Origin of the sequence: Tsukamurella spumae (genome assembly GCF_012396015.1) — a bacterium.
GTDB classification, from domain to species: Bacteria; Actinomycetota; Actinomycetes; order Mycobacteriales; family Mycobacteriaceae; genus Tsukamurella; species Tsukamurella spumae.
The window spans coordinates 92094-105674 of record NZ_JAAXOQ010000015.1; the positions used below are offsets into that span (position 1 = coordinate 92094).

Sequence of the window (13581 nt, forward strand, 5' to 3'; positions counted from 1 at the left end):
CGCATCACCGCCCACCCGCGCCGATCGAATAGGCTGGCGGATGTGAAACTCCCCTGGCAGAAGGCCGACGATACGACCTCCGAGGCCGCGGACGCTGACGACTCCGCGTCCGCCGACGAGACCGCGGCCGAGAACCTCGCCAAGCCCGTGCAGACCCCGGGCAAGGGCCGGCCCACTCCCAGCCGTCGCGAGGCGCAGGGTCGCAAGCGCGGCCCCGTCGCACCTGCACCGATGACGCGGGCGGAGGCCCGCGCCCGGCGCAAGGAGCTCAAGAGCTCCATGAGCAAGGAGGAGCGCAAGGCCGCCTCGGCCGAGCGCCGCACCCAGGCGAACGAACGCCGCGAGCTCATGATGCAGGGCGACGAGCGCTACCTCCCGATCCGTGACAAGGGCCCCGTCAAGGCCTACGTGCGCGACCTGGTCGACGCCAAGCGCCACGTGTCCACCCTGTTCATCCCGCTCGCCGTCGTGGTCATGGTGTTCATGTTCGTCACGGTCAACATTCCCGAGCTGGCCGGCATCCCGATGCTGATCCTGCTGGTCATGGTCATCGTCATGGCGATCGAGGGCGTTCTCACCGGGCGCCGGATCAACAACCGCGTCCGCGAGCGCTGGCCCGACACCACCGAGACCGGTTTCCGCCTCGGCTGGTACGCGTTCATGCGCACCACACAGCTGCGCCGCATGCGCATTCCGCGGCCGCGGGTCAAGCCCGGCGACCCGGTCTAGCCCGTGGCGCTCACCCTCGTTCTCGGCGGGGTCCGGTCCGGTAAGTCCGCGCGCGCCGAGCAGCTGATCGGCACCGGTCCGGTCCGCTACGTCGCCACCGCCCCGCGACCCGACGGTGACCCGGACCTCGTCGCACGCGTCGCCGCGCACCGCGAGCGCCGCCCGGCCTCGTGGGCCACCGTCGAGACGCAGGACCTGCGGACCGTGCTGTCCGAGGGCTCGGCGCCCACGCTCGTCGACGACCTCGGCGGCTGGCTCGCCGCGCGCCTCGACGCCGTCGGTTGGGACACGCCCGAGAAGATGACGGCGGAGCTCGACGGCCTCGTCGCCGCGGCCGCCGCCTACCCGGGCGACCTGGTCCTCGTCAGCCCCGAGGTGGGCCTGTCCGTCGTCCCGGCCACGCACGCGGGCCGCGTCTTCCAGGACCTCCTCGGCACGGTGAACGCGCGCCTCGCGGCGATCGCGGACCGGGCCGAGCTCGTCGTGGCCGGGATCCCGGTGCCGCTGACGGGTGCCGCGCTCCCCGGCTCCGGGCCCGACGGTGCGCCGCTCCCCGCCGCCGCGCCCATCGTCGCCCCGGCACCGTCGAGGCCCGCAGCGCCCTCGCTCCCCCCGGTCGAGCTGCCCCCCTTCGACCCCGATGCCGACCCCCTGGCCTTCCCGACGCTCTCCCCGCCCGATCCGTTCATCGGGCGGGAAGCCCGCGACCGCCAGCTGGAGCTGACCAAGCCGGCGGGGTCGCTGGGCCGGCTCGAGCAGCTCGGCGAGTGGATCACCGCGTGCCAGGGCGTGTGCCCGCCGAAGCAGTTCGACCGCGCGCGGATCGTGGTGTTCGCCGGTGATCACGGCGTGGCCGCGGGCGGCGTCTCGGCGTACCCGCCGGAGGTCACGGCGCAGATGGTGGGGAACATCGCCGCCGGGGGCGCGGCGATCAACGTCCTGGCGGCGCAGGCCGAGGCCACGGTCCGGGTCGAGGACATCGCCGTCGCGGGCGATACGCGCGAGGACCTGAGCCGCAACAAGATCCGTCGCTCCTCGGGCGACATCGCGGTGACCGACGCGATGAACGACGAGGAGACGATCGCCGCGATCGCCGCCGGCCGGCGGATCGCCGACGAGGAGGTCGACTCGGGGGCGGATCTGCTCGTCCTCGGCGACATGGGCATCGGCAACACCACGCCCGCCGCGGTGCTCGTGGGCGCGCTCACCGACACCGAGCCGGTCCTGGTGGTCGGCCGCGGCACCGGCATCGACGACAACGCCTGGATGCGCAAGGCCGCCGCGATCCGCGACGGCATGTACCGCGCGCGACCGCACACCGGCAACCCGAAGGCCTTGCTGCGCACCGTCGCCGGGGCCGACCTGGCGGCGATGGCCGGGTTCCTCGCGCAAGCGGCCGTCCGCCGCACGCCGGTCATCCTCGACGGTGTCGTGGTCACGGCCGCCGCGTTGGTCGCCAACGACCTCGCGCCCGGCGCGGCGAGCTGGTGGACCGCGGGGCACCTCAGTCCCGAACCGGCACACGCGCTGGCGCTGCGCCGCCTCGACCTCGAGCCGCTCCTCGACTTGGGCCTGCGCCTCGGCGAGGGCAGCGGCGCCGCCCTGGCCCTGCCGCTGGTCCGGTCGGCCGTCGCGGTCCTCGGCGAGATGGCGACCTTCGACTCCGCCGGGGTGTCCGGGAAGTCCGCGGACTGACGTGGCGCGCTGACGTGCGGCACCTGCTCGCGACCGTCGCCTGGTTGACGGTGCTGCCCGTGCCCGGCTCGGTGCAGCCGAGCCCGGTCACGCGGGCCGACGGTGCCCGCATCATCGCCCTCGTGCCCGTCGCCGGCGCGGTCGTCGGCGCCGTCGTCGTGGCGGTGGCCTGGGCTGCACACGGCGCGGGCCTTCCGACGGTGCTCGTCGGCGCCCTCGCGGTCGGCGCCGCGGCGCTCGTCACGCGCGGCATGCACCTGGACGGATTCGCGGACTGCGTCGACGGCCTCGGCAGCTACGGACCACCCGAGCGCGCGCGGGAGATCATGCGCCAGGGCACCGTCGGCCCGTTCGGCGCTGCGGCGCTGGCACTGCTCCTCATCGCCGAAGCCGCTGCCGTCGGGGCCCTCGCGGAGCGCGGGCTGTGGCTCGCGATCGGCGTCGCCGTGGGCGCCGCCCGCGTCGCCGCCGTCCTCGGCTGCCGGAAGGGGTGGGCACCGTCGAATCCCGACGGCTTCGGGGCGCTGACCGCCGGCACGCAGGGGCTCGCCGCGCAGGGCTGCTGGCTCGTCGCCGCCCTCGCCCTCGCGGTCCCGACGGTGCCCGGCCCGCCCTGGCAGGGCCCGCTCGCCGTCGCGGCCGGCCTGCTCGTCGCGGCCCTCGCGATGCGCCACTGCGTCCGCCGGTTCGGCGGGATGAGCGGCGATGTCCTGGGCTTCGGCATCGAGCTCGCCACCGTGACCGCGCTGGTCGGCCTGTGCGTCGGCTAGGAACCGCCGTACCCTAGACAACGAGCGTTGTCAGGAGTAGACACGGTGATGTGACCACCATCGACAGCGCACGATCGATCCCGGCGCGGCATCCCGCGCGCCCCCGGCGTGTTCCTCCGGGGATCCGGATGATGAGCCGTGCGCTGCGCCTTCCCGAGCCGACGCACGCGGAGTTCCGGCGATTCGGCGAACTGCTCACCGTGGGCGATGCCCCGATGGACGAGCTCGTCGACTGGATCTACCAGGACCGCGACACCCGCAAGCCCCTCTTCGAGCGCGCCCTGAACGACGGGATCGCGACGGTGCCCGAGGCACCGTCGGAGATCCGGGAGTTCTTCGAGGAGATGGAGGCCGACCCCGATTGGGTCGATTGGGACAAGGTCCTCCTGGGCGGGCAGCTCATGCGCAGCGGGGGCGCGGACGGCTTCTCCGTCGCGCGCGACGTCGCACTCATGGGCGGCTACCTGTTCTCGGGCTTCAACCAGACACTGCTGCGCACGGGCGCGCTCGAGAAGGGGTCGAACAAGCGGTTCGCGGAGACCTCGCAGTGGGCGCTCGACGTGATCGCGCCCGACGGTCTGCGCCCCGGCGGCGTCGGCTACCGCTCCACGCTGCGCGTCCGCTTCATCCACTCGATGGTCCGCCGGCACGTGACGGCCCTACCGGACTGGGATGCCGAGGCCTACGGCCTGCCGGTCAACCAGACCGATATGGCGGCCACGCTGGTCGGCGCGCTCATCGCGCCGGTCGCGGTCGGCATGGGCCTCGGCATTCTCGCGCGCCCGCGCGAGTACGAGGCCGCGGCGCACCTGACGCGGTGCGTGGGCCGGCTCATGGGCGTGCACGACGACTTCCTGCCCCACAGCTACCGCGACAGCCTGCGGATCCTGTTCCAGACCTCGCGCGCCCTCTCCACACCGGACGAGACGAGCCGGGCCCTCGCGCAGCCGATGGCCGACGACCCCATGGTGTGGAACTACCAGCACCTCAGCGGGATCCGTCGCCGGATCGCCCGCTCGCAGCACATGTCGATCGCGACCACCTACCTCGGCACGGCGGCGATGAAGGAGCTCGGCGTCCCGCCGACGCTCCCCTGGTACCCGGCCCTGCGGATCCCGTACCACCTGGTCGAGTCGGTGCTCAATCAGCTGCCCGGCGGCCGTGAGCGGGCCGCCCACCGGGGCGACATCAGCCAGGCGAGGTTCATGCGCACCCTCGGCGAGGACGCCGCCGTCGGCCACTCGGCCCAGCACGTCACGGCCTGATCAACCGGGCGGCAAGGCTCCGCCAACCGCCGCGCGGGAGCCTCGCGTCATGACCTACGACGATGCCGAGTGGCACCAGGAGACCGTCGACGAGCTCGGCCTTCCCGAGGACAACGCCGCCACGCACATCGGGATCTTCTACGCCTGGATGCGGGCGCACGGTCTCGCGAGCGGCACAACACTGTGGCACGGGGTCCCCGAACCGGTCCCGGATCCGCACCTCGACCTGCTCGACGACCGCATGCTCACGCCCGGTGCATATCTGGTGCAGCGCATGGTGGGCCAGTTCGACTCCGGTGCCTTCACCGACGAGGGGAACGCCTTCACCGACGCCACCTACTCCGCCTACCTGGACGCGTATTCGACGGTGCCGGAGGTCGCCCGGTACGACTCCACCTACGCCGCCCCGGACACCTGGCAGTTGTACGACGCGGTGGCGCCCGTCATCGACGCCCTCTACGCGCAATGGAAGTCAGGTCGGTAGCTCCCGGTCGGGCAGCCGCAACAGGGCGTCCGAGGTAGCGTGACCGCCATGGATCCACTGATCGACAGGCTCGATGCAGCATTGGCAACCAGCTACCCCGAGTACCGACTGACTACCGACGGGGCCTGAAGGTTACCGACGCGATCACCTCGGACAACACCTCGATGCCACGGTCCGACTGGGCTACCCGACTCCGTCAGGCCTGCCCCCAATGAGGGTATGCAGCGGGCGCATACCCTGACCGCAATCATCGCAGGTCAAAGGGTATGCGCGGGACGCATCACCTGTAGGAAGGACAAGCGCTTCTCAGCCCTCCCCCGGCCCACGACCCGCAGCTCCCGCTCAGCTCAGCGTCGCCATCCAACCGTGCGTGTCCGGCACGGTGCCGCGCTGGATGCCGGTGAGGGTCTTGCGCAGCGCCATGGTGATCTCGCCGGGCTCACCGTCGCCGATCGTGAAGTCCTCCGACGCGCCCTTGACCCGCCCGACGGGGGTGATCACGGCGGCCGTGCCACAGGCGAAGACCTCGGTGATGGCGCCGGACGCGGCGCCCTCCTTGAGCTCGTCGACGGTGATGCGACGCTCCTCGGTCTCGAATCCGGCGTCGCGGGCGAGCTGGAGCAGCGAGCTACGGGTCACGCCCGGGAGCAGCGAGCCGGACAGCTCCGGCGTCACGATCCGGGCCGAGGAACCGGAGCCGAGGACGAAGAACAGGTTCATCCCGCCCATCTCCTCGATCGCCTCGTGCTCGATGGCGTCGAGCCACACGACCTGGTCGCAGCCCTGCTGCGCGGCCTGCGCCTGCGCGACGAGCGACGCGGCGTAGTTGCCGCCGCACTTGGCGAAGCCGGTGCCGCCGGGCGCGGCGCGCACGTACTCGCGCGAGAGCCACACCGAGACCGGCTTGACGCCGCCCGCGAAGTACGCGCCCGCGGGCGAGGCGATCACCAGGAATCGGTAGCTGTTGGCGGGCTTGACGCCGAGGGTCTCCTCATCGGCGAAGATGAACGGCCGGAAGTACAGAGCCTCTTCGCCGCCGGCCGCGGGCACCCACTCGCCGTCGATGGCGACGAGCTGCTTGAGCGACTCCACGAACACGTCCTCGGGCAGCGGCGGGATCGCGAGCCGCTCGGCGGAGCGCTGGAAGCGCGCGGCGTTCGCCTCGGGCCGGAAGGTGGCGACGGAACCGTCGGGCTGACGGTAGGCCTTGAGACCTTCGAAGATCTCCTGCGCGTAATGCAGCACCGCCGCGGATGGCTCCATCGGAATGGGGCCGTAGGGCAGGACCTCGGCGTCGTGCCAGCCCTGCTCCTGGCTCCAGCGGAGGGAGACCATGTGGTCGGTGAAGTACCTGCCGAATCCCGGGTTCGCCAGGATCTCGGAGCGCTCAGCCGCAGAGCGGGGGTGGTCGTTGCGGATAAGGGCGAAGGCCGTGCCAGTTGTCATGGAACCTGATTCTACGACCCGCGCCCAGCCGCGCGGGCCGTACCAATCAGTAGGAACCCCGAGTAATCCTCGGGCGCCTACTTCGTGTTCGCCTCGACGAACGGCGGCAGCACGACCTCGCACTCGATCCCGCGGCCGCGCACGTCCACGCTCACGGTGTCGCCCTTGGCGACGCCCGCCTCGGAATCGATGAGGGCCAAGGCGATTCCCGTCTTCAGCGTGGGACTGAAGGTGCCCGACGTGGTGGTGCCGATGGGGGCACCGTCGGCCCCGAGCACCGTCAGGTCGGCACGCAGGACGCCCTTGCCCGTGGCGCGCAGGCCCCAGAGCTTCCGGGCCGGGCCCGCCTCCTTCTCGGCGAGCAGCGCGTCCCGCCCGACGAACTCCGGCTTCTTCCAGCCCACGGCCCAGCCCGCGCGGGCCTGGACGGGCGTGATGTCGACGGTGAGCTCGTGCCCGTGCAGGGGGTAGCCCATCTCGGTGCGCAGAGTGTCGCGGGCGCCGAGGCCGGCGGGCTGGCCACCACGGGAGGTGACCTCGGGCAGGAGGGCGCGGAACACGGTCTCGGCGTCACCCCAGGCGGGGATGAGCTCGTAGCCGTGCTCGCCGGTGTACCCGGTGCGGCACACCCGTACGGGCGTCCCGTTCAGGGAGGCGTCCTCGTAGGCCATGTACTCCATCTCGGTCGGCAGCCCGACGGCCCGCAGCACCTCGGCCGACAACGGGCCCTGCACGGCGAGCACGGCGTAGTCGCGGTGCTGATCGACGACGGTGACCCCTTCCGGAGCGCGGGAGCGCAGGTGCTCGACGACGGCGGCGGTATTGGCGGCATTGGGCACGAGGAAGAGCTCGTCGTCGGAGACGTAGTAGACGATGAGATCGTCGATGACGCCGCCGGACTCGTTGGTGCACAGCGTGTACTGCGCCTTACCGGGGTGGATCTTGCCGAGGTCTGCGGTGAGTACTCGGTTGACGAACTCCGCGGCTCCCGGCCCCGCGACGGTGGCCTTGCCCAGGTGGCTCACGTCGAAGATGCCGACCGCCTCGCGGACCGCGGTGTGCTCGCCGACGGTGCCCGCGTACTTGACGGGCATCGACCAGCCGCCGAAGGGCGCGAACGCCGCCCCCAGCTCGGTGTGCACGGCGTTCAGGGGTCCCTCGATCAGCGTCTCACTCATGCCCGGCACTCTAGTCCAGGGCCGCGCTGCCGGATCGGCCCAACAGCTTCATCCCCTGATAGATCACGATCGCGGCGACGGAACCGAGCGCGATGCCGGTGAAGGTCACGTCTCCGAGCGACCAGGTGAAGTCCGCGATCCCGATGATCAGCGGCACGGCGGCCGTCAGCTGGTTGATGGGCCGCGAGAAGTCCACGCGCGCCTGCACCCAGATCCGCACGCCGAGGATCCCGACGAGGCCGTAGAGCGCCGTCGTGATGCCGCCGAGCACACCGGGCGGGATCGACGCGATCACCGCGCCGACCTTCGGCGACATGCCGAGCAGGATCGCGGCGACACCGGCCACCCAGTAGGCCGCCGTCGAGTAGACGCGGGTCGCGGCCATGACGCCGATGTTCTCCGCGTAGGTCGTGGTCGCCGATCCACCGCCCGCGCCGGCGAGCGCCGTGGCGAGTCCGTCCGACATGAGGGCCCGGCCCATCACGGGGTCGTAGTCCTCACCGGTCATCTGCGCGACGGACCGCACGTGCCCGACGTTCTCCGCCACGAGCACGAGCACCACCGGCAGGAACATCGGCAGCACGGCCCACGAGAACGACGGGGCGTGGAACTCCGGGAACCCGATCCACGACGCGGCCGCGATCTTCGACGTGTCCACCTCGCCGCGGAAGGACGCGACGACGTAGCCGATGACCACCGACGTGAAGATCGCCAGTCGCCCCAGCATGCCCTTGAACAGGGCCAGGGAGGCGATCAGGCAGACCAGGGTGATGGTGGCCGTGACGGCCGCCTTCTCGTAGTTGGCCTTCGCGGCCGGCGCCAGGTTGAGGCCGATCAGGGCCACGATCGCTCCCGTGACCACGGGCGGCATCAGCTTCTCGATCCAGGTGGTCCCCGCGAACTGCACCACCACGCCCACCAGCATCAGCAGCACGCCCACCGCGACGATGCCGCCGAGCGCGGAGCCCATCGAATGCGACGCGGTCGCCGCCGTGATCGGCGCGATCACCGCGAAGCTCGACCCCAGGTAGCTCGGCAGCCGGTTCCCGGTGATCACCAGGAACAACAGCGTCCCGACGCCGGAGAAGAGCAGCGTCGTCGCCGGCGGGAAGCCGGTCAGCACCGGCACCAGGAACGTGGACCCGAACATGGCCACCACGTGCTGTACGCCGATGCCGAGGGTCTTGGGCCAGCTCAGCCGCTCACCGGGCCCCACCACGCCCGCACCGTCAGTGGTCGGCGTCCAGCCGAATGTCTTCATGGCCGGAAATCATGCACGAGTCAGCGGCCGAGCACAGCGTCGAGGTGGTCGTTGGCGAAGACCCGGTCGGGGTCGAGCTCGTCACGCACGGCCAGGAACTCGTCGAACCGCGGGTAGGCACCGCGGAAGAACTCGGCGGTGCGGGTGTGCATCTTGCCCCAGTGCGGGCGTCCGCCGTGCTCGATCATGATCCGCTCGACCTCCGCGAAGTAGTCGCTGGGCCCGTCGCGCACGTAGCGGTGCGCGGCGATGTAGCCGGACTGCCGGCCCGACGCCGTCGAGAGCATCAGGTCGTCCGCGGCGGCGACGCGGACCTCGATCGGGAAGGTGAGGTTCCAGTCGTGCCGCTCCGTCGCCGCCTTGAGCGCGGCGAAGGCGGGCATCGTGTTCTCCAGCGGCACAGACCATTCGGTCTCACGGAAGCGCACGGACCGGTCGGTGGTGAGCACATTGGTGGAGTAGTCGATCTCGGTGTGCTCGGAGAGCATCGAGGTCGCGAGCGAGACGAGCCGCGGCGTCAGCGACGGGACTGCGCGGCCCGCCTCGCACACGGCGAGCAGGGCCCCGGTGCCGACGACCTTGTCGCCGAGGAAGCGCCGCACCGTCCCGATCGGCTTGCGCTTGTAGTCGCCCGGGCGGCGGATCTGGGACTTGGTGAGCGTGCTTTTCGATCCGGGGAACCAGAAGAACTCGAAGTGGTCCACGCCGCGAACGCGCTCGACGAAGCCGTCCACGGTCTCCGCCAGCGACATCGGCGCCTCGGTGGCCTCGAGCACGAACCGGTCCACGCACTGCAGCGTCACCTCGACCAGGATCCCCAGCGCGCCGAGCCCCAGGGCGACGGCCGGCAGGCGCGGATCGTCCTCGCCGACGGTGACCACCTCCCCCGTCCCCGAGACCAGGGTGGCCCCGACGACCTGGGTGGCGATGCCGCCGAAGCCCAGACCGGTGCCGTGCGTGCCGGTCGAGATCGCCCCGGCGAGGGTCTGCTTGTCGATGTCGCCCAGGTTGCGCATCGCGAGACCGTAGGGCTCGAGCAGCGCGGGAACGTCGTAGAGGCGGGTGCCGGCGCGGAGCGTGACCCGCTTGGCCGAGGTGTCGACGGTGACCAGGCCGCCCTGGTGGTCGGGGGCGAGTGCGACATCGCGGGGCGCGGAGATCGCGGTGAACGAATGCCCGGCGCCCAGCGCCTTGACGGTGCCGCCCCGCTCGCGCGCCCGCTCGACGGTGCGCTGCACGTCCTCGATCGTCGCCGGCCGCGAGACGTACGAGGGGAACGCGGACGCGGTGCGCGCCCAGTTCCGCCACTCGCCGGCCTTGCCGGTCAGTTGGTCCAGTCCCGGGATCCACTTGTTCACAGGAAGCACTTCCCCTCGCCGCGGTAGGTGGGCACCGTGGCGTGCACGGCACCGTCGTTCACGATCACCAGATCGTCGGAGTGCTCGGCCGGCTCCCCCGCCTTGGTGTGCCGGAACCACACCCGGTCGCCGAGCGAGATCCGTTCGGCGCGATCGCCTTCGAGCGGGGTCTGCACCTCGCCCGCGCCCTCCCGGCCCGTGAGCTTGAGCCCCGTCGGCCACACGGGCAAGGGCAGTCGGTCCGATCCCGCGGCCCCGGAGGCGATCCAGCCGCCGCCGTGGCAGGTCACCGTCCGCGCATCGGGGCGGCGCACCACGGCGAGGCCGAAGCCCATCGCGGGCGCCGGGCGGAAGTGCGAGTAGCCGTCGAACAGGTGCGGGCCGTAGAGGCCGCTGCCGGCGGCGATGTCCGTGATGTTCGGGTCCTCGGCGTTGCGCTCGAGCGACCCGGTGCCGCCGCCGTTGACGAACTCCAGGTCGGTGATGCGCCGCAGGTCCGTGAGGATCTCGAGCCTGCGCGCGACGAGCTCGTCCCAGGAGGCCCGCTGCATGGTGCGCAGGAGCGCCCCCGCGCCGGGGCGGCCTATGCTCAGGTCGCCGACGCCGGCGATCTGGGCGTCGTAGGTCATCACCCCCACGAGCCGGAAGCCCTTGCGGCCCACCACGGTCGCCGCCAGCACGGCCGCCTGCGCACGGTTGCGGATCGGCGAGCGGCGCGCCCCGATCGTTCCGAGCGCCGGCGCGCGGTACGAGGCGTCGATGTCGATACAGACCCGCAGCTCGGGGCGGCGGCTCGGCGGCACGGCGGCGTCGATGAGGTCGAGCTGGTCGGCGTCGTCGATCATCAGCGTCACCCGCCCGGCGACCGCCTCGTCGGCACCGAGGGCGGCGATCGCGCCGAGGTCGGCGCTCGGGTAGGCGACCACCACGTCCGGACAGCCGGGCCGGACGGCTCCGGTGTGATCGACGCCGTCCGCGGCGAGCCAGTGCGCCTCCGCCACGTCGTAGGCGAGCACCCCGGCGTAGCCGGGCACGCGCAGCAGCGCGTCGATCACCGGGCGCGAGCGCAGCGATTTCGACGCCACCCGGATCGGCTTGCCCGCGGCCCGGCGGAGCATGTCGGCCGTGTTGTAGCGAAGCGCGTCGAGGTCGGCGGCCAGGATCGGCGCGTCCAGGCCGTGCGTGGCGGCGTCGATGGTGGCCCAGTAGGACAGCGGGTCGATCTCCCAGTCCCGGTCCAGTGACGACGGTGCCGCCCCCAGGTCCAGCTCGATCGCTCCGGTCGTGGTCTCGCCCGTGCCGTTCCCCGTCATGAGGACCGATCGTACGTGCGACGCGAGTGATGTCCCAGGCGTAACATCGCGGCGGCGCGACGACCCGTCGCACCCCGACGAGAGGAACCCCCTTGAGCACGCCGTTCTCCGGACCCGCATTCACGCTGACCGACGACCTCGGAGCGACGACGGACGTGATCGTCGTGGGCGTGTTCTCCGGAGCGGACGGGGCGGCGATCACGCTGGACCCCGGCGTGCCCGAGGCCGCGCGCGGCTCCGTGGCGGAGGCGCTCGCGCTGGTCGGCGCGACGGGCAAGGCGGGCGAGACCGCGCGCGTCCCGGCCCCGGCGGGCTCCGGATTGGGCGGGGCGACGGTGCTCGGCACGGGCCTGGGCGCCGCGCCCGCCGAGGGCGCGCCCGTCCCGGCGGAAACGGTGCGCCGCGCGGCGGGCACGGCGGCGCGCGCCCTGGACGGCGTGGCGACGGCCGCGACCACCCTCTCCGCGCTCGACCTCGGCGCGACCGTCGAGGGCGCCTACCTGGGCGCCTACCGGTTCACCGAGTTCCGCAACACGTCCGCGCCGAAGAAGGCCCCGCTCGGCGCGCTGGCGCTACTGGCGGCGCCCGCGTCGGAGGCCCTGGCGGAGGAGGCGCGCGCCACCGTCGACCAGGCGCGGCTGACGGCGGCGGCCGTCTCGCTGGCCCGCGATTTCGTCAACACCCCACCGAACGTCCTGTCCCCCGCCGAGTTCGCCGACCGGGCGGAGCGCCTGGGCACCGAAGCGGGGCTCGAGGTCCAGGTCCTCGACGAGGAGTACCTCGCCGGGAACGGCTACGGCGGCATCGTCGGGGTCGGCCAGGGCAGCTCGCGCCCGCCGCGCCTCGTGCGCCTGCGTCACGCCAGCGGGGTCGACGGTGCCAAGCAGGTCGCGCTGGTCGGCAAGGGCATCACCTTCGACACCGGCGGCATCTCGATCAAGCCCGCCGCGGGTATGGAGAACATGACCTCGGACATGGGCGGCGCGGCGGCGGTCATCGCCACGGTGATCCTGGCCGCGCAGCTGGGGCTGCCGGTGGACGTGACCGCGACCGTGCCGATGGCGGAGAACATGCCCTCCGACACCGCGCAGCGTCCGGGCGATGTCATCACCCAGTACGGCGGCACCACCGTCGAGGTGATCAACACCGACGCCGAGGGCCGCCTCATCCTGGCCGACGCCATCGTCCGCGCCTGCGAGGACGACCCCGACTACCTCATCGACACCGCCACGCTGACCGGCGCGCAGATGGTGGCTCTCGGCACCCGCACGCCCGGCGTGATGGGCACCGAGGCCTTCCGCGACCGGGTGGCGGAGCTCTCGCAGTCCGTCGGCGAGAACGGCTGGCCGATGCCCTTCCCCGAGGAGCTGCGCGCCGACATCAATTCGCGCGTCGCCGATCTCGCGAACGTGAGCCCGCACCGGTGGGGCGGCATGCTCACCGCCGGCGTGTACCTGCAGGAGTTCGTGGCCGACGGCGTGCAGTGGGCCCACATCGACGTGGCGGGCCCGGCTTTCAACACCGGCAGCGCGTTCGGGTACACGCCCAAGGGTGGTACGGGCGTCCCGGTCCGCACCATGTTGGCCGTGCTCCGCGACATCGCGCAGCGGGGCTGAGCTCCCACCCCCTGGGAGTTACCGGCGAGTAGGACCCCAACCGCCGCGCGGACCGGGCTCCTGAGGGTAGGGTCTTATGTCGGTGGAGGCCACCAGCCGAAACCCGCGTTCAGCTCATATCACAGCAGATAACCGAACCTGAGGAGTCAGAGGAAATGGCCTTCTCCGTCCAGATGCCGGCACTCGGCGAGAGCGTCACCGAAGGCACCGTCACCCGGTGGCTCAAGCAGGAGGGTGACACCGTCACGGTCGACGAGCCCTTGCTCGAGGTCTCGACCGACAAGGTCGACACCGAGATCCCCGCTCCGGCTTCGGGCGTACTGCTGAAGATCCTGGCCCAGGAGGACGATGTCGTCGAGGTCGGTGGCGACCTGGCGACGATCGGTGAGGCCGGCGAGGCCGCGCCCGCCGCCGCTGCCCCCGCGCCCGCCGCCGAGGACGAGGCGCAGGAGCTGGGCAGCGGTGC

12 protein-coding genes are annotated in these 13581 nt (G+C 72.1%); 7 read left to right on the forward strand and 5 right to left on the reverse strand.

Annotation, left to right across the window (positions count from 1 at the left end; all coding sequences use genetic code 11):
• Positions 1-42 precede the first annotated feature (42 nt).
• From HF999_RS12690 to HF999_RS12710, 5 genes are read left to right on the forward strand one after another with little or no spacing between them, the layout of a single operon-like run.
• Complete coding sequence (locus HF999_RS12690; protein WP_168546219.1) at positions 43-729, forward strand: DUF3043 domain-containing protein; 687 nt, start codon at positions 43-45, stop codon at positions 727-729.
• Between the two features lie 3 nt (positions 730-732).
• Entirely contained in the window at positions 733-2424 is a 1692-nt protein-coding gene (gene cobT, locus HF999_RS12695) for a nicotinate-nucleotide--dimethylbenzimidazole phosphoribosyltransferase (protein ID WP_168546220.1), read from the forward strand.
• Between the two features lie 14 nt (positions 2425-2438).
• Positions 2439-3194: an adenosylcobinamide-GDP ribazoletransferase gene (locus HF999_RS12700; protein ID WP_168546221.1), complete on the forward strand. Its 756-nt coding sequence runs from the start codon at positions 2439-2441 to the stop codon at positions 3192-3194.
• 50 nt (positions 3195-3244) lie between these two features.
• Entirely contained in the window at positions 3245-4459 is a 1215-nt protein-coding gene (locus HF999_RS12705; protein WP_312854131.1) for an oxygenase MpaB family protein, read from the forward strand.
• Positions 4460-4508: 49 nt separating this feature from the next.
• A complete protein-coding gene (locus HF999_RS12710; RefSeq protein WP_168546222.1) occupies positions 4509-4943 on the forward strand; it encodes a DUF7832 domain-containing protein in 435 nt (144 codons plus the stop codon).
• A 342-nt stretch (positions 4944-5285) separates the two neighbouring features.
• Here the strand turns inward: HF999_RS12710 and HF999_RS12715 are convergent, their stop codons facing one another.
• From HF999_RS12715 to HF999_RS12735, 5 genes are all read right to left on the reverse strand, one after another.
• The gene (locus HF999_RS12715) at positions 5286-6389 is read right to left on the reverse strand and encodes a branched-chain amino acid aminotransferase (protein WP_168546223.1); all 1104 of its coding nucleotides are present in this window, start codon (positions 6387-6389) and stop codon (positions 5286-5288) included.
• Between the two features lie 77 nt (positions 6390-6466).
• On the reverse strand, positions 6467-7567 hold the full coding sequence (gcvT, locus tag HF999_RS12720; protein WP_168546224.1) for a glycine cleavage system aminomethyltransferase GcvT: 1101 nt from the start codon (positions 7565-7567) through the stop codon (positions 6467-6469).
• A 10-nt stretch (positions 7568-7577) separates the two neighbouring features.
• Positions 7578-8828 carry a uracil-xanthine permease family protein gene (locus tag HF999_RS12725; RefSeq protein ID WP_168546225.1) on the reverse strand — a complete coding sequence of 417 codons (1251 nt, stop codon included), beginning with the start codon at positions 8826-8828 and terminating at the stop codon, positions 7578-7580.
• A 20-nt stretch (positions 8829-8848) separates the two neighbouring features.
• Positions 8849-10186, reverse strand: a complete 1338-nt coding sequence (locus tag HF999_RS12730) for a D-arabinono-1,4-lactone oxidase (protein ID WP_168546226.1) — start codon at positions 10184-10186, stop codon at positions 8849-8851.
• Positions 10183-11499, reverse strand: coding sequence for an alanine racemase (locus HF999_RS12735; protein WP_168546227.1), 1317 nt, complete (start codon positions 11497-11499; stop codon positions 10183-10185). Before HF999_RS12735 ends, HF999_RS12730 begins: the two co-directional genes overlap by 4 nt.
• 92 nt (positions 11500-11591) lie before the next feature.
• Between HF999_RS12735 and HF999_RS12740 the strand changes: the two genes are divergently transcribed.
• The gene (locus HF999_RS12740; protein WP_168546228.1) at positions 11592-13115 is read left to right on the forward strand and encodes a leucyl aminopeptidase; all 1524 of its coding nucleotides are present in this window, start codon (positions 11592-11594) and stop codon (positions 13113-13115) included.
• A 155-nt stretch (positions 13116-13270) separates the two neighbouring features.
• The coding region (locus HF999_RS12745; RefSeq protein WP_312854132.1) for a biotin/lipoyl-containing protein at positions 13271-13581 on the forward strand (311 nt) is incomplete at its 3' end.